Origin of the sequence: Bradyrhizobium sp., from assembly GCF_030697065.1 — a bacterium.
Classification (GTDB): Bacteria; Pseudomonadota; Alphaproteobacteria; order Rhizobiales; family Xanthobacteraceae; genus Bradyrhizobium.
Genome location: NZ_JAUYQU010000301.1, coordinates 1 through 16,569, shown reverse-complemented (window position 1 = coordinate 16,569; position 16,569 = coordinate 1). Strand labels below are relative to the sequence as shown.

12 protein-coding genes, 2 tRNA genes and 3 pseudogenes are annotated in these 16,569 nt (G+C 61.2%); 11 read left to right on the top strand and 6 right to left on the bottom strand.

Features of this window, described 5'->3' with window-relative positions; genetic code table 11:
* Positions 1-105: pseudogene (locus Q8R73_RS24080) on the top strand (IS5/IS1182 family transposase); the annotation flags it as partial.
* Positions 106-141: 36 nt separating this feature from the next.
* Positions 142-666, top strand: coding sequence for a tyrosine-type recombinase/integrase (locus Q8R73_RS24075; RefSeq protein ID WP_305722043.1), 525 nt, complete (start codon positions 142-144; stop codon positions 664-666).
* A gap of 25 nt (positions 667-691) precedes the next feature.
* Here the strand turns inward: Q8R73_RS24075 and Q8R73_RS24070 are convergent.
* Positions 692-777: transfer RNA gene (locus tag Q8R73_RS24070), tRNA-Tyr, on the bottom strand.
* A gap of 201 nt (positions 778-978) precedes the next feature.
* Here Q8R73_RS24070 and rlmB point away from each other — a divergent pair.
* Entirely contained in the window at positions 979-1,809 is an 831-nt protein-coding gene (gene rlmB, locus Q8R73_RS24065; RefSeq protein ID WP_305722041.1) for a 23S rRNA (guanosine(2251)-2'-O)-methyltransferase RlmB, read from the top strand.
* A 75-nt stretch (positions 1,810-1,884) separates the two neighbouring features.
* Here the strand turns inward: rlmB and Q8R73_RS24060 are convergent, their stop codons facing one another.
* The 4 genes from Q8R73_RS24060 to Q8R73_RS24045 all read right to left on the bottom strand — a co-directional run bounded on the left by Q8R73_RS24060 (position 1,885) and on the right by Q8R73_RS24045 (position 4,687).
* Complete coding sequence (locus Q8R73_RS24060; RefSeq protein ID WP_305722040.1) at positions 1,885-2,412, bottom strand: hypothetical protein; 528 nt, start codon at positions 2,410-2,412, stop codon at positions 1,885-1,887.
* Between the two features lie 83 nt (positions 2,413-2,495).
* Positions 2,496-2,933 (bottom strand): hypothetical protein, encoded by a 438-nt coding sequence (locus tag Q8R73_RS24055; protein ID WP_305722039.1) that lies wholly within the window; start codon positions 2,931-2,933, stop codon positions 2,496-2,498.
* Between the two features lie 158 nt (positions 2,934-3,091).
* Entirely contained in the window at positions 3,092-3,796 is a 705-nt protein-coding gene (locus Q8R73_RS24050; protein WP_305722038.1) for an urease accessory protein, read from the bottom strand.
* 192 nt (positions 3,797-3,988) lie between these two features.
* Positions 3,989-4,687: a dienelactone hydrolase family protein gene (locus Q8R73_RS24045; protein WP_305722037.1), complete on the bottom strand. Its 699-nt coding sequence runs from the start codon at positions 4,685-4,687 to the stop codon at positions 3,989-3,991.
* 137 nt (positions 4,688-4,824) lie between these two features.
* On the opposite strand from Q8R73_RS24045, the gene Q8R73_RS24040 reads away from it, so the two are divergent.
* The 8 genes and pseudogenes from Q8R73_RS24040 to Q8R73_RS24010 all read left to right on the top strand — a co-directional run bounded on the left by Q8R73_RS24040 (position 4,825) and on the right by Q8R73_RS24010 (position 14,076).
* Positions 4,825-5,196, top strand: a complete 372-nt coding sequence (locus Q8R73_RS24040; RefSeq protein WP_305722036.1) for a hypothetical protein — start codon at positions 4,825-4,827, stop codon at positions 5,194-5,196.
* A gap of 155 nt (positions 5,197-5,351) precedes the next feature.
* Positions 5,352-5,684: a hypothetical protein gene (locus tag Q8R73_RS24035; RefSeq protein WP_305722035.1), complete on the top strand. Its 333-nt coding sequence runs from the start codon at positions 5,352-5,354 to the stop codon at positions 5,682-5,684.
* 162 nt (positions 5,685-5,846) lie between these two features.
* Positions 5,847-5,921 (top strand) — tRNA-Thr (locus Q8R73_RS24030).
* A gap of 793 nt (positions 5,922-6,714) precedes the next feature.
* A pseudogene (locus tag Q8R73_RS26090) lies at positions 6,715-6,892 on the top strand (IS3 family transposase); the annotation flags it as partial.
* A 580-nt stretch (positions 6,893-7,472) separates the two neighbouring features.
* Complete coding sequence (locus Q8R73_RS24025) at positions 7,473-9,155, top strand: TolC family outer membrane protein (protein WP_371126162.1); 1,683 nt, start codon at positions 7,473-7,475, stop codon at positions 9,153-9,155.
* A 261-nt stretch (positions 9,156-9,416) separates the two neighbouring features.
* The gene (locus Q8R73_RS24020) at positions 9,417-11,594 is read left to right on the top strand and encodes a type I secretion system permease/ATPase (RefSeq protein ID WP_305722034.1); all 2,178 of its coding nucleotides are present in this window, start codon (positions 9,417-9,419) and stop codon (positions 11,592-11,594) included.
* Complete coding sequence (locus tag Q8R73_RS24015; protein WP_305722033.1) at positions 11,581-12,831, top strand: HlyD family type I secretion periplasmic adaptor subunit; 1,251 nt, start codon at positions 11,581-11,583, stop codon at positions 12,829-12,831. Before Q8R73_RS24020 ends, Q8R73_RS24015 begins: the two co-directional genes overlap by 14 nt.
* Before the next feature lie 213 nt (positions 12,832-13,044).
* The gene (locus Q8R73_RS24010; protein ID WP_305722032.1) at positions 13,045-14,076 is read left to right on the top strand and encodes a transglutaminase-like cysteine peptidase; all 1,032 of its coding nucleotides are present in this window, start codon (positions 13,045-13,047) and stop codon (positions 14,074-14,076) included.
* 67 nt (positions 14,077-14,143) lie between these two features.
* Here Q8R73_RS24010 and Q8R73_RS24005 read toward each other — a convergent pair.
* A pseudogene (locus Q8R73_RS24005) lies at positions 14,144-16,569 on the bottom strand (hypothetical protein); the annotation flags it as partial.

Genomic DNA, 16,569 nt, shown 5'->3' with positions numbered 1-16,569 from the left:
AGGCTCAAGGACTTCCGGCGCGTCGCCATGCGTTATGACAAGCTCGCCCGGAATTTCTTGGCTGCTGTTCATCTCGCCGCTCTCGTCGCATACTGGCTCAATTGAGTCTGGACCCTAGAACAGTATGAGGCTCGCTGGCCGATTGGCACCCGCGAGCGCGTCATGTTCGGCGTCTATTGCTTCACGGGCCTGCGTCGTGGCGACGCCGCCCGGCTCGGCCGGCAGCACATACGCAACGGGGTCATCACGATCGACACGGAAAAGACCGGGACGCGCGTGACGATCCCGGTGCTACCAGAACTGGCCGAAATACTCACCGCAGGCCCGACTGGCGAATTGTCGATCATCGCCAGCAAAAAGGGGCAACCGCTTCGCAAAGAAGTGGTGGGCACTCTGTTCAAGAAGGCTTGTCGAGCTGCTGGCATCCCCAACAAGTCAGCTCACGGAATCAGGAAGGCGGCGGCGACACGGGCGGCTAACAACGGCGCGACCGTGGCGACCCTTGAAGCAATCTTCGGATGGGAAGGCGGGCAGATGGCGGCGCTCTATACGAAGGCCGCCGACCGCCGCAAGCTGGCCGCAGATCACATGGAAAAACTGTCCAAATCCGGAACATCTATTCCTGCACCTAGTGGGGAAGTGCGGGCCGTAGGCCAAAAAGACTAGCGAAAACAACGCTGTTTTTTGGTGTTGGTGGGGGAAGAAGGACTCGAACCTTCGAAGTCGTAAGACGGCTGATTTACAGTCAGCTCCCTTTGCCACTCGGGACACTCCCCCGCTCAACAGCATCGGAACCCACCCGCCGGAATTGGCGGCAGCCAGGTCATGGATGGCGTTAAAACCGGGCGCCGATGGCGAGCTCCCGGTTGGCGCGTTTATGACGGAATCGACCCGGCAAAGTCAACCAAGGCAGCCCCCTAATCCGGGCCGCGGGGAGCCCAAATTGCCATTATTCGGAACCCGTGACACAAGCCTGCCATGAGCGATCGTGATCGAAAGCCGCGCTTTCAGCGCGGCGGCGGCAAAGGAGCCGACAAGGGGCGCCCGTTTGGCCGCCGGCCGGGCGGGCGCGACCGCGAGTCCAGCCCCGACGGGCCGGTCATTCTGTATGGCTGGCACACGGTGGCAGCGGCGCTGGCCAACCCGCAGCGCCGGATTCGCAAGCTGTTGTTGACGGAAAACGCCGCCAGGCGGCTGGCCGACGACAAGATCGAGCTGCGCGTCACCCCGGAAATCGTGCGCCCCGGCCTGATCGACGCGAGGCTCGGCCCCGACGCCGTGCATCAGGGCCTGCTGGCGGAGGCCGAACCGCTGGATTCACCGGACATCGCCGACCTGCCGCAGCAGGGAATCGTGCTGGTGCTCGACCAGATCACCGATCCGCACAATGTCGGCGCCATCCTGCGCTCGGCGGCGGCCTTCGCGGTCAAGGCCGTCGTCACCACGGCGCGACACAGCCCCGAGGCGACCGGGGTGCTGGCGAAATCCGCCTCCGGCGCGCTGGAGCTGGTGCCGATGGTAACCGTGCCTAATCTGGCGCGCGCGCTCAACGAGCTGAACGACCAGGGTTTCATGACCGTCGGCCTCGACAGCGAGGGCAGCGCGGATCTCGGCGCGATGACCCTGGTTCAGCCGCTGGCGCTGGTGCTGGGGGCGGAAGGCAAGGGATTGCGGCAATTGACCCGCGAGACCTGCAGCGCGGTGGCGCGGCTCGACATGCCCGGCGAAATCAAGAGCCTCAACGTGTCGAATGCCGCCGTGCTGGCGCTCTATATCGGCTCCGTCAGGCTCGGCCTGATGGGCAGGTGATTTCAGGCCATTGGAAAGCACAACGCCCGCTCGCGTGATGCGAACGGGCGCTGATGGTCTCGATCGATTTTCAGGTCAGTTGTAGCGGCGCAGCGCATGGCCGTGGTGACGATGGTGGCCGTGGTGACGATGCACCGCCGGACCGCCGTGGTGGCGCATGCTGTGACGCGGCATGTAGCCGTGGCGCGGGGCGTAGCCAACCCGCGGAGCGTAACCGAGGCGCGGACCGTAGGCACGCGGGGCGTAGCCGTAACGGACGCTTGGGCGAACCGAATAGCGGTGACCGTAGTGCGGACGTGCGCGGTAGCCGTCGTAATACGGGCGGCCGTAGGACACCGAGGTTTCCTGATAGACGGGCCGCGGCGCCCAGTTGCCCGGGCCGGTATAGGTCGGGCCCTGGTTGACATAATAGTACTGGTGGACCGGATCGGGCAGCCGCTCGCGGGCCCAGCCGCCGCAGCCGGTGTAGCACCCCGAATAGACCGGCGCCGGAGCGACATAGACCGGGGCGCACGGGCTGGCGTAGCACGCCATCGCGGGCGCGGCACCCATCGTCATCATCACGGCAACTGCCGCTACCATTCCTGAAATCGTCTGACGCATTACTCTCTCCTGTGGGTCTGTTTTCTTGTGTGGATCTGTTTGCTTGCTGGGGTGAACTCTTGGTCTGAAAAATCCGGGTTTCATCAGTTCCCGAAATCCCGCCGCGGGACGTCGATTTGCGGCGCGACGATCACCGGCGGCGGATAGAACGGCGCGTCGGCCTGCGGCGGATTGGATCGCGCCGACCAGGACTGATGATAGCTTTCCGCGGGCTGCGGCAGCTTGCGGTTGGCCGGCGGCTGGATTTCGAGTCGTCCGTAGGCCGGCAGCAGGCCGCCGCTCGGATAGTAGTGGCCGACATTGGGAACCGGATCGATATAGCGGCCGCCATAGACCTTGGTCTGCACCTGCTGGCCTTTGCCGAGACCCCAGTCGCCTTCGACCACGGCATAGGAAGCATCGACGCCGTTAATGATGATGGGCACCCCGTGGCGTCCCGGAATCACGATCTCGAAACCGCCCCCGGCGAATGCCGTCGCCGTCGTTCCGATCAGAATGCTCAGTGCGATTGCAGCGCGCATGGCCGCGGCTCCCCGTTGTGAGCGGCAACCTATCCGAACAAGCTGGTCCAAGGGTTAAGGCCGCCGGCCAAACTGCCAGTAAGCCTAACGCGTAAGCATTCCCGACGGTTCAAATCCGAAACAGCGCGATCAGGAAATGTTAACGCGCGCGAACTTCCCTAGCCGAACAGCGTTTCGACGATGGTGGTGACGCCGATCGCGATCGTGAAGGCGCCGACCACAGCCTGCAGGCTGCGATTGGCCCAGGTCAGGGACCGCGCGGAGACCGCGAGCGGCACCGCGATCACCGTCGATAACGCCGCCATGCCGACCATCGAACCGATTCCGAACAGCGCGACATAGCCGAGCCCGAGCGCCGGACTGGCGGCCTGCGACACCGCCAGCACCAGCAGCGCCGCCGAGCCGGCCATGCCGTGCAGCAGGCCGACCAGCAGGGTGCGCCATCGAAGGCCGTTGGTCTCATGGCCATGCGCGTGCGGCGCGCGGGCATGCGGTTGCGTTTCACCGGCGTGGCTGTGGGCGTGGATATGCACCGTGCCGTCGTCATGGCCGTGGCGGTGAAAATGCACGCGGTCGCGCCACAGCCGCCACAGCACATGGGCTCCGAGCCCGACCAGCATGATGCCGACCGCGGTCTCCAGCGGGCGCGCGACATGTTCGGGGATGGCGTAGCCGAGCAGCAACGCCGCGCCGGCAAAGGCGAACAGGGTCAGGGTATGGCCGAGCCCCCAGGTCAGGCCATGGCGGACGATCTCGCCGACACGGCTGCGGCGCGCCGCGATGCTCGACACCGCCGCGATATGGTCGGCTTCCAGCGCGTGCTGCATGCCCACCAGAAACCCCAGCCCCAGAATTCCGAACATGTATCCCCTGCTTACGACTAATTTCGCCCATCGCGCGGAGCAAAGCAACGCAACTTTCTTGTCATTCCGGGGCGCGCGTTAGCGCGAACCCGGAATCTCGAGATTCCGGGTTCGATGCGGAGTTTATCATCGGGCCGGCCGAAGGCCGGACCCGGTGGCATCGCCCCGGAATGACGCCTTTACAGCACTTCGTCAAAAAGATTCCGCATCGACGCCCAGGAGCGCCGGTCGGCCTGTGCGCTGTAGAGCGCGGAGCGCAGCATCGAACCGTCGGCGGCCGGGTTGGTGAAGCCATGCAGCGTGCTGCCGTAGCTGACGAGCTGCCAGTCCGGCACCTGTGCCCCGCATCTCGGCCTCGAACGCGGCCACCTGCTCGGGCGGCGCGAGGGGATCGTCGGCGCCGGTCAGCACCAATATGCTGGCCTTCACCCCGCCCGGCACGGCCGGCAATCGGGTGGTGAGCACGCCGTGGAAGCTGACGGCGGCCTTGAGATCGGCGCCGGCGCGGGCCAGTTCCAGCACCACCGAGCCGCCGAAGCAGAAACCGATCGCCGCCATTCGGCCGGGATCGACGTCAGGCAAGGCCGCGAGCGCCGCCAGCGCGGCGTGGCCGCGCCCGCGCAGCGTTTCCGGCTTGGCGCGGAGATCGCCGACCAGTTTTGCCACCTCGGTCAGGTTGCGCGCCTGCCGGCGATCGCCGAACATGTCGGCGGCGAGCGCGACGTAACCGAGTCCCGCCAGCATCCGGGCCCGTGCCATCGCGAATTCGCCGAGGCCCAGCCCCTCGTGAAACACCGCCACGCCCGGCCGCCGCCCCGTTTTAGCTTCGTCGAAAGCAAGATAGCCGCGCATGGCCGTATCGGCGCGGTAGTCGATGTCCTGCGTTTGCATCGGCGCGCTCGCTCATTCCCTCAAAAACGACGGATCGGGAACTTCACACCCGTTTGAAGCCGGCACAACCCGGATTCGGAACATCCGCCGTATCTGGCGGTTGCCAAGCGCACCACCAATTCAGGAGATATCAGCAAATGACCAAATCAGGCCTTCTCGCCGCCGCGGCGGTACTCGCCGCCATGATCGCAACGCCCGCATCGGCGCAGTATGCGAGGCATCATCACGGCGCCTACGCGCAGCATCACGGCTGGGCGGGCGATCGCCATTACCGCCACGGCCGAAGCGGCTTCTGGCCCGGCGCTGTCGCCGCGGGGGTCGTCGGCGGCGCCCTCGGCACCGCGGCCGCGGTCGCCTCTGCGCCGTATCGCGGCGGCGCGTACTATGGCCGGAATCCGCAGTATGACAATTCCTACGCCTATTACGGCGGCCGCCCCGGACACACGACCTGCGGCGTGGAGCCCTATGCCACCTATATGGCCCCGAACGGGCAATGGGTTCCCTGCTAAGGCAGCCCGAGCGTGAAGATCGAGGGGCGGCCACAACGGTCGCCCCTTTTGCGTGATGTACCGATAATCACGGCAGTTTGACTCCGGGGCCGTGGCAACTCCGGAACGTCCGTCCGTGTCAGCGCTTTTGAATTCGATCCCAACGGAGAAACGTGATGACCCAACTCAGACTGCTCGGTGCGGCCGTGGTTCTTTCGACGGCGCTGGCCGCCCCCGCTTTGGCGCAGCAAGTGATCTACAATCCCGGCTATTGCGCACAGTTCTACCCCAACGCCAATTGTCAGAATCTCGGACCGGGCAATCCCTACACCGATGGTCATCAGCGCGCCGGCGCGGTCGCCACCGCACCCTTCCGCGGCGATGCCAACGCCTATTACAACAACGGCGACCGAAGCTGGTCCCAGAGCTACGCCCAGCGCAACGGCTTCGTCTGCCAGCCCGGCACCTGGTTCCGCGGCGAAGACGGCCGCCAGCGCATCTGCCAATAACGGCCGCGCGACATCGACGAAGAAGGCGGCCGCGACGCCGTCTTTTTTTGTGCGGGCGCGACGACGGAAGGCCCGTCAACTGCTGGCCCTTTGCGGGCAAGTCTGGTATTCGACCGGCCGAACGATCAGCGGGGTTTCGGCCGCCGGCTGATCTTTTCGTTCGCCGGTTTAGCTCAGCGGTAGAGCAGCGGTTTTGTAAACCGAAGGTCGGGAGTTCAATCCTCTCAACCGGCACCAGTGTTTACAAAGGCTTCCTGCTAATATGTAGCCCCTTCTTTTGCCCCACTTCGAGCAAATGCGGCGTTTGGGCTACACAGGGCGACGTTCAAAGTAATGGAGCCATTTGATCAACGTGCGCGTGAAATGATCGATCTCTCAGCTGAAAATTGAGTTGGATATACGCGAGCGCCAAAAGAAGATCGCGGCCTACCACGACGTCAAGATTTGTCCCGGGGCGGTCGTCACATGCTGTTCTGCACGCGAAGACAAAAGCTATCGCCTTCTCCGTTGCGTTAGCTGCGAGTAGGATGAGCTGGGTCGAGGGTGCGATGGCCCTCCTGCCGGGTTTTTTGATGACCGGGTTGGCGTTATGGATGGCGGTCCTCAGCGTTCTCACCTACTTGTTGTTCGCGCGATTGGCGCCGCGTCCTGCCGAAGTCCGGCCGAACTTCAGCACCACGATGACCGCAAACCGTGCAGACGAACAAAGACTCCAAGTCGGATAGCCGCAGGCTCGCTGGCCAGCAGTCCGGGTCGATCACAACCGAATGCGCGCATTTGTAGTCGCCGCAGAACACATGCAGCACGCAAGGGCCAGACTGTTGCATTTGCCCGAAGGTGATATTCTGCTCGTGTGGCATGCGCCAATTCTGCCAAGAATCACATCCCAGCCGGAATATGCCATTTGGCATAGATTGACTGAGTGCCAAGGCCGGGCGGTGTCGTCCGGAAGCGTCGTCGTCGGGACGCTAGAAGAAGGGTGATGCGCCAGCAGGCCTTGCGGGCGAGGCCAAGGCGGACCAAACCAAAGCGCAAAACCTATCGCACCAGGAACGAGGCCAGAGCAGATGCGTTCGACTACTTCGAGCGGTTCTGCAATACGACCCGGCGTCATTTCGACAATCGGATACCTCAGCCCTGCCTTCCGACAAAGATTAGGCCGTGGGGCCTCTTTCATTTCGGACTGCGCTGGGACGGGAGTGCTCTAAAGAAACGGCCCCAGCCTCGGGGAGAGTTCTGGGGCCGCTGGTGCTGCTGGGGCAATTTTTAGCAAGCAGCGCCGTCACAACTGCGACCCGTTGCCATTTGTTCCCGGTTTTTCCAGTGTCCGCTTAAATCCGCGAGTGGCCTATGTCGGCCAACACCTTTCAGCATCTAATGAGTTGTTTTTACTAAGCTATTTTAATTTTTGAACGAAACGGGAACGCCCTTCCATTAATCGAGCCCGTAAAATTACGGAGATCATTCTTTGCACCTTGGGTCCGTGGCAGGTGATTTCCATGTCTTCCGCAGGCGACACTTAGGGTTTTTGCACTGACCACAATTCCAATTCGGGCAGCATCCTGTCTGGTGTAGAAACCGTCACAGGCCCTAAACTCAAATTTGTAGAACGAACTATTTATTCAAAAACATTGCCGATTCTTCCCGTCCTACTGTGGCCGAAATACAATAGGTTCCGGCAGGTCCCTCTGCTACGGTGGAGCTGGAATTTTAGACTCAATGAGCTTTTTGGGCGCGTTCAAATTTGAACAAGCAGGGATACCGAAGATGAGATCCGCATTTTTTGGGATGCTCGGCCTTATGGTGGCCATGTGCCCGGCTTCGGCGGGCGAGGTCTTTTCCATCAACGACGCGCTTAAACAGGCCGTTCAGACCAATCCAGGCGTTGGCGAAGCTTCCGCAAATCGGCGCGCTACAGAGTCGGAACTCCGACAAACCCAAAGCACGCTGCTGCCGCAAGTTCGGGTGGAAGCTCGGTACGGCGCCGAAAAGTTCGATCAAAGCAATCCAGTCTCAAGCGCGAGCGCCCTTCCGGTTCCCATCGTGGGGAATGGTGCCTGGCGGAACGGCACCCAGGGATCGATTGTGGTGAGGCAGCTTCTGTTTGATGGGTTTGCATCGATTCACGATATCTGGCGCCAAACCGCTCGGGTTAACGCTGCGGCGTTCCGGGTCCGGGAGCGGACAGAGTTAATTGCTCTGGATGCTGCCGAAGCTTACGTAGATGTTGTCCGCTACCTCAGGCTGGTCAGCCTCGCGGAGCAGAACGTCGCCAATCACGAGAAGATTTTCTCGAATGTGAACGCCCGGTTTTCGGGCGGACGCGCTGGCGAAGGGGACCTGGAGCAGGCGCGAGAACGTGTTGAAAACGCCCGCGCCAATCTCGCGGAATTCCGGAAGAGCCTCGATGAGGGCAGAGCCAAATACCGCAGGGTTGTGGGCCTGGAACCCTTCAATGTTCGATTCCCCGGGCCTCTTGCGGGTATGCCGAGAAGCCGGGACGAAGCGCTGGCCGTCGCAGTTCGCTTTAATCCCACCATACTCGCCGCGCAGGCCGATGCCGATGCCGCCAAACATGCGTTCCGTGTGACTGATGGTGCTTTCGTACCCAATTTATCGCTTGAAGCCCGAGCGACGCACAATGACAACACGTACCCCTATTTGGGCGCTACCCACGACAGCTATAGTGGCAAGGTCGTAATGTCCTGGGATATCTTCCGTGGCGGCCAAGACGTGTGGCGTCGCTCGGAGATGGCGGAGCGCCACACCGAATCAACGATGCGCCATGCGAGGCTGCAACGTGACGCACTCGAATCCATCGATAAGGCTTGGGCTGCGCGGACGATAACAGCCACGAGGGTCGCCGCGCTGACCCGCCAATTGCAGGCGGATCGAAAGACCATTTCCGCATTCGACAAGGAGTATGAGCTCGGTCAACGATCCCTTATCGACCTGCTGAATGCTCAAAACCAGTACTTCAATGCCGCTGTGTCGCTCACTTCTTCGCGGGGCGTGATCGTATTCGCCGACTACCAGCTGCTGGCCGCAATGGGAACTCTCCTCGAGTATCTCAAAGCTCCGCCTCCGGTCGATGCCGCTCCAATCGACTCGCTCGCTGGCGGATTGCCCGCTTACAAACTTCCTACTTTCCGCTTGAACCTTCCTCAGACCGGGTCAGAGCCTCTTCGGGTCACGGATGCGGCCCCCGACGTCCCTGTCCGGGCAGCAAGTGCCTATGCTGCTGCCGAACCCCGGGATGGGTTCAGGGATCGTTGGCCGCGCTGGTCATACGCGGCAAGAATGCTGGGGGCGATCGAGTGGTTTGCCGAAAAGGGAGGCCGCAAACCGCCGGAGTCGGCGTTGGCTCATGTGGATCCAACCGAGCCCAACTTGAGGTCCTTTGCGGCCGCGTCGCAGGATAAGCCTCATTGGCTGCTCACTGCCTTTCCGGCCAACGGCAACAAGTTCTGAAACTTGGGGTCGGGCCTTGGCCGGCCCCGCCAGGCCCACAGATTAACTCTGAGCCGGGAAATCTTGGCAATCGTGAATGATCCGGCCCGTAAATTGCTGTATTGTTGCAAGGATTAGGCCTGTGTGCCGTTCCGCCACACGTCAACTTGCATACGATCAGAGGCGCTGGATTTGTTGTTTCGAACTCCCAAGCCAGAAGGGCGCTCGCCATCCGCGGATGTGCCGGAGCCGAAATCAACTGTACCCGGCCACGACGGTCGTATGCGTCAGGACCCTCTCGCCGCCTCGCTGACCTATCTGGCATCCCATCATGGCCGTGCGGTGAGCCGAGAGGCCCTGCTTGGCGGTCTACCTATACTCGATGGGCGGTTGTCTGTTGCGCTTTACGACCGGGCCGCAAAACGAGCCGGGCTCGAAACCGAGGCGGTTCAGCGAGCGATTTCAGACATTCCGGCAATCGTCCTTCCTGCCGTCCTGATCATGAAAACCGGAGCCGCTCTTGTTCTCCTCGGGATCGACAAGAAGACCCAGAGCGCCAAAGTCCTCGATCCGACCGTGACGCCGAATAGTGCCCGAGTTGCCAGGATCAAGGACTTGATGGCCGACTACACGGGTTACGCATTTTTTGTGCGAGCGGCTGCCGAAGCCGATGCGCGAACGGTTGCGGCCGGCGACCTTCCGCGCAGCCACTGGTTCTGGTCGACCGTTAGGGTCCATTGGCGCAGCTATGGCCACATCGCCCTTGCCGCGCTGCTGATCAACGTGCTCGCGCTCGCAACGCCCCTATTCACGATGAGCGTCTACGATCGGGTCATTCCGAACGGCGCAATTCCCTCCCTTATAGCCCTGTCGGTCGGGATGGTGATCGCTGTTGTCTTTGATTTTGTACTGCGCACCGTACGCAGTCGTATGATCGACGTCACCGGCAAAACCATGGACGTTGTTCTCGCTGCCAATATTTTCGAACACGTGATGTCCATAAAGATGGCGCAGCGTCCCGCCTCGGTCGGCATTCTCGCCAATCAGCTGCGTGATTTCGACTCAGTACGTGATTTTTTCACCTCTGGCAGCGTCGTTGCGGCGACCGACCTGCTTTTTGCGGTCTTGTTCATCGCCGTGCTGTTTATGATTGCTGGTCCCCTGGCCTGGATTCCTTTGGCCATGCTGCCGATCATGATCGCACTCGGGTTCATCCTGCAGCGCCCGCTTGATCGAGCCATGAAACGGCTCCAGGCTGAATCCGCCGCGCGCCACGGCGTGCTTGTTGAGTCCCTTTCCGGTCTGGAGACAGTCCGCGCCACCGGTGCCGAAGCCCGCATGCAGACGGCCTGGGAACGATCGGTAGCTGCCACGGCACGATCAGGCGAAGCCGTCCATTTCTGGTCCTCGCTCGCGTTGACGATGGCTGGAACGGCGCAGCAGATCACCAGCCTCCTGCTACTGATAATCGGCGTGTTTCTCATTCTTGACGGCAAACTGTCGATGGGCGCGCTGGTGGCTGCCAATATGTTGGCGGGCCGGGTCTTAGCGCCGATCGCCGGCATCGCAGCCGTCATTACTCGGGGGACTCAGACTTTCTCCGCGCTCAAATCAATTGACCGGATCATGTCCCTGGAGCGGGAACGATCGCCGCAACGCGCCTATGTCTCCAGAAAAATCGAGGACGGTCGCATAGCTTTTGAGAACGTCAGCTTCACGTATCCCAATGCTCCCGGCAGAGCATTGGAGAAGGTTTCGTTCAAGATCGATGGCGGCGAGCGGATCGGGATTATCGGGCGCGTCGGCTCCGGAAAGACAACCGTCGGCCGCTTGCTGCTTGGCTTTTACGAAGCTGAAGAAGGCCGCATTTTGGTCGACGGCGTCGATTCGCGCCAATACGACCCTTCCGATCTGCGCGCCGGCATCGGCTTTGCAATGCAGGACACCGACCTGTTCTTCGGAAAACTGCGTGACAATATCGCACTGGGAAAACCTGAGGCGTCCGATGAAGAGATTCTGGCGGCTGCCCGACTGTCAGGCGTGGAAAATTTTATCGCAGGCCATCCACTGGGCTACGATATGCCTATATCCGAAGGCGGCCGCAGCTTGTCTGGTGGGCAGAAGCAGGCAATCGGACTGGCCCGTGTTCTGATCCGCAAGCCGCGCGTGCTGTTTCTTGACGAGCCAACTGCGCACTTTGACGTCCGCAGCGAGGCGGAGTTTCTGGAACGGCTGAACACGATCCGCGGAGAACGGATGACCGTTATTATCTCCACGCACCGGCTTTCGCTGCTCAGCATGGTTGATCGCTTGTTGCTGTTCGATAACGGACGCCTGATCGCCGATGGACCGCGTGACAAAGTTTTGGCCCTGATACAAGGCAAGCCGAACTCGCCCCCAACCGAGACTACTTCCGCGCAGAGAGCCACGCTGGTGCAAAAGCCCAATGCCGTCATCTGATTTCGCATTCGCCAACGATATTCGTGCCGCGGCAGCCCTCCGGACGCCGCGAACATCGCGCATGCTGCTCCTAACGTTCCTCGCGCTCTTCATCTCGTTTCTCGTCTGGGCTCATTTTGCGATCCTGGACGAGGTGAAGAGAGGCAACGGCCGGGTTGTCCCCTCGCGTCAGACACAGGTGGTGCAGACGCTTGAAGGAGGCATCGTCGGTGAAATTCTCATCCAGGAAGGAGCGATCGTTAAGCAGGGTCAATCCCTGATGAGAATTGATGACACCAAATTCGCGTCCGAGTTCGGCGAAATCAGGGAACGGCGCGCGGCTATGGCGGCCCGTGTGGCGCGCCTCGAGGCGGAGGCGCGAGGCCGAAATGAGGTCATGTTTCCGGATCTACTCGATAAGATAGTACCGACGGCGGTCGCCACCGAATCAAGCGTATTCAGGATGCGCACCCAGAAGATTGCGCAGGACGTTGACGTATTAAATCAGCAGGTGACCCGGCTCACTGGCACACTCAAGTTGCTTGACCGGGAACTCAGCCTTACCCGAAAGCTCTATGAGCAGAAGGTTGTGCCGGAAATCGAGATGCTTCGGCTTGACCGCCAGGCAACTGAAATGCGGGGGCAACTGGCCGAAGCTCAATCGAAAATTGCCTCTATCGTGGCTTCTTTTCGATCGCAGGCCGATGAAGATCTTGCCAAGTCGAAGGGAGATCTGGCGGTCCTGGACGAAAATATCAAATCCGCCCAGGACCGCGTGAGGCGCACGGACTTGAAGGCGCCCGTGCACGGCATCGTTAACAAATTGAACGTCACGACTGTTGGCGCCGTCGTTCAACCCGGCGCCAATCTGATGGACATCGTTCCGCTTGACGATTCGCTGTTGGTGGAAGGTCGGATCCGACCGCAGGATATCGCCTTCATCCGGCCCAATCAGGACGCCGTGGTCAAGATTTCGGCTTACGATTCCTCGGTTTATGGCTCGCTGAAGGGCAAGGTCGAAAGGATCAGCGCCGACACCATCGTCGACGAGAAGGCTGAGAAATCCGAACGTCAGGAGACATATTATCGGGTGATGGTCCGGACCGACAAGAACCACCTGGGAACCGCCCATAACTCGCTTCCGATCATTCCCGGCATGATAACCACGGTGGAAATCCTCACCGGGGAGAAATCCGTACTCGATTATCTGCTGAAACCGGCCCGCGCCTTGCGTGACGAAGCCCTGCGCGAACGCTGACGGGAAAGGCCCGTTTGCTTAATAATACTTCCAGTCGTCGCAATTTTATCGATCTTGCGCACCATCGATTGACCGCCTTCGCGACATTCCCGGCAGTGCTTGCCTGCCTTAACTTCGCCTAAGCGATGAAGACCGCAGTCTCCGTCCCGATAACAGCTTGGGACGGAAGATCGACGCAAAGACGTCGGCTGACGTTCCGGACAAGGGGACGTCATGACACCGCGTTTGAAGGCGCGCAGGCTGCGCTCGTTTGCGCTTGCTGCGGGGATAATTTGTTCGATCAGCACGGCAGCGACGTACGGTTCGCTTGCCGCTGACCAGACCAGCGTCGCTGACGAAAATCGCGACTTCATGCCCGGCGCCGATCGGTCATCGATGCGCCCTCCCGCGACGTTCTTCAGTATCAATGCCGTACTTGCCAAGCTCGATGGCCAGCGTGCCCGGGGAGCAGATTCCGTTCGCCTGGCTTCGCTCAACCCGTCGCCAAACGTCGCTACGGACGCCCCACCCCTGGCCCCGGTGGCGCCTCAGGTCGGCAGCGAGCCGTTTGGGCTTTTCACGTTCCGCGCGCCCGAGGGCCTTCTCTGGCGCAAATGGCGCGGCATCGAAGCCGCCATGGTCCGGGAGCGCGCCGTCCTTGAACAGTGTCGCACCGATGCGGCGGCCTGCCCGTCGAACGCCGCGCAGTTCCTGCGCCTGATCAACACCGTCAAGTCAAAAGCCGGGCGCACAAGGCTTGAAGAAGCCAATCGCGCCGTCAACATGGCTATCCGCTATGTCAATGACTACGCCCAGCACGGCGAAGCGGATCGATGGACCGCTCCGCTTGGCACATTCGCAACCGCAAGGGGCGACTGTGAGGATTATGCCATCGCCAAATACATGGCGTTGACCGAGGCGGGTATTTCCCGCGATGAGCTCCAGATCGTGCTGGTTCGCGATCGTGCCGTCCGTCAGGACCATGCGGTGCTGGCCGCTCGCCATGATGGCGGTTGGCTCCTTCTCGACAACCGGTTTTCCCAATTGATCGAGGATTCGGATGCTTCCAGTTTTATGCCCTTGTTCGCCATCAATCACGACGGCGTCCACCTGTTTGCGGCGCCCTATGCCAGGCGCATGCTGACCGATGAACAAAGCCTGGCGGCGCCGGCGGCCTCGATTGAGGCAGAGGCATCTGTCTGGACCGGCCTTGATTCCCATATTGTCATCCTGTCAGAGGCTGCCGGACTGTTCCTGCCGCTCTGAGCAAAGCGAAAGGAGCGCAAAGGCGCCCCTTTCGATTCTCGTTCAGCCGCTTCCTAGCGACGCCCGATCACGACACCACCTGGATATTGGCCGCCGCGAGCGCTGCCGCATTGTCGAGAATGGCGAGCGTAACCGCTGCCCCTCCCCCGGCCCCATCGGCGTCATACAGCAGCGCATTTGTGTTGGTGTTGTAGTGGAACCGCTCGTCGGCGGAGCCGAACGTATCATCACCACTGCTTCCGAACTGCGCAGCCGTTATCGTGCCGAGCGAGAGCCCCGCGCCGGTGAACCCCGCCAATGCGATATCGATGGTGTCTCCCTCCGCTGAACTGAAGTCGATAATGTGATCGTCGCCTTCGGTTGGAGCGTTGTAGCGGAAATGATCCGAACCGGTACCGCCGGTTAACGTGTCGACCCCCGCCCCGCCCGTGATGATGTCATTACCGGCGCGACCAATTATCGTGTCATTTCCTCCATTTCCGGAGAGAGTATCGCTTCCGGATCCACCGTAAATCAGGTCCGGCAGCGTGGCATCTCCGTTCACAGTAATCGATGGGTTGCCGGGATCGAACACCTCCAGGCTGAAAGTCAGCTGTCGTGCTTGATCGTTGCCGGGCGTAATGTCGTCATATTGAATTGTCCAAGTCTCGCCCGCCGCCACGGGATTTGCTGCGATATATTGGGCGAGGGTCTGGGACGGATTGGTGGTGTTGACGATATTGTCAAAATCAACCGTTGTCTTCATGAGCTGTCCGTCGAACAGCCACGTGTTTGGATTTCCGTCGGCAGTTGAGACTGCCTGGAATTTTATTCCATCAACGTAGATGTAGACGTTTACCTGAGCCTCCAGGCTATTTCCGTTCTGGTCGGCGGGCTGGATCGGAACGTTGTAACCGTTCCGACCTTGGAAATCGGTTCGCAATGTGATCGATCCAGCAGAAGGATCATTGTTGACCGCAGCAGCAAATACGCTGCTCAGAACAAAGTCAGCGTCTGCGTTGTTTCCAGACGTCAACGGGTTGTTGGAATCGCCGGTGATGCTTCCGGTCGGGCCAGGAATACTCGTGGGCGGAACTTCGTGCACGTTCACAGTTTGGGTGACATGCACCGTGCCGTCGAAAACGTCCAGCGCTAGCGCTACGTTCACCGTATCCGTCACCGCCGCGGTCGGGCGATAGACCAGATCGTCGAGCAGATTTATGCTGTTAGCCGTATCGTAGAGCACCAGCCCCGTGGTGACCGCGACATAGCTCAACCCGTCAAAATAGAACGTGCCTGCCGGGATTGTCCCCGTGGCTGTCACGAGAAGATTGTTCCCATCCGCATCGGTCGGCACCGTAACAAGGAGTGGGTAGCCATTCGTGTAGCCAGGTGTCTGCTGCGCAGGGTCACTCGGCATCCAGTTGTGCGTGTCGAGAACGATCGGCGCAGCGTTGGTGAGGGTCACCGAGAAGGTTGCCGCCGTCGGATCGGTATATGTGTTGTCCGTCGTGACCGGCTCGGCGCCGCTTCCCGCAACCGTACCGGCGGGCGTATTTGCCTCGGTAGAGGTTGTGGAAACCGTGCCGGTAACGGCGCCGGTGAATCCTCCAGGCAACGTCACCTGCACCTTGGTCAAGGCGTCCTGAACCTGAGACGCCGTTCCCGTGAGCGTGTACGTCGTCGAATCGACGGCGACCAGTGTGATCGAGGCGCCGGAGGCCAAGCTCAACGATCCACCCGCAGGCAAAGCGGCTCCGAGGGTAATGGTTGCTGTGGTGCTTTCGGAACCGTCGGTGTCTGCGCCGCCGTTTAAAGCCCCGATGAACGGCGTGGTCGCAACCGTTGCCGTCAAGCCAAGGGAGACGGTCTGCACGCTTGCTGAACCTGACACGCTTGCCGTTGCGCTGTTCGCATCGACAAACTGATCGAGGATTGCGTCGACCACCACCGGAACGTTGACCGGCGAAGAGTCCGCCGTCACCGCCGCGTTGTTGCCGTCCGCCGCCGTCACCGTCACCACGATCGTGCCTAGATCGACGTCGCTGTCCTGCGGACCCGCCGCAGAGATCGTGATCGGCGACGTCGTCGTCGCCGCCGCAAAGTTGAATGAGTACGAGGTTTGACCCGTCACCGTCGTGCCGTTGATCACATAGGTAGAAGTCGTCTCCAGGCCTGTCACCGTCGCCGACTTCAGGACGTCATCCGTTCCCGCCGCAACCGAGGCCGTCAGGGTCACCGTCGCACTGTTGTCTTCCTTCACAACGAGATTGCCGCCGGTCAGGCCAGCCGTGACATTGAGTGTCGGCGTTCCCACCGACGGGTCCACCGTCAGCGTGAAGGCGGCCGCATCCGTCACCGAGTTGTCGAGGATCGAGACCTCGACCCCGCCCGGCGCCGTATCGTTCGATACCGCCGTGATGGTGACGATCACCGTGCCGTCGAAGTTGGCAGGAACGACCGCCTGCACCGCTGCCACCGCCGCAGCCAACTCGGCCGCCGTGGCGCCCGACA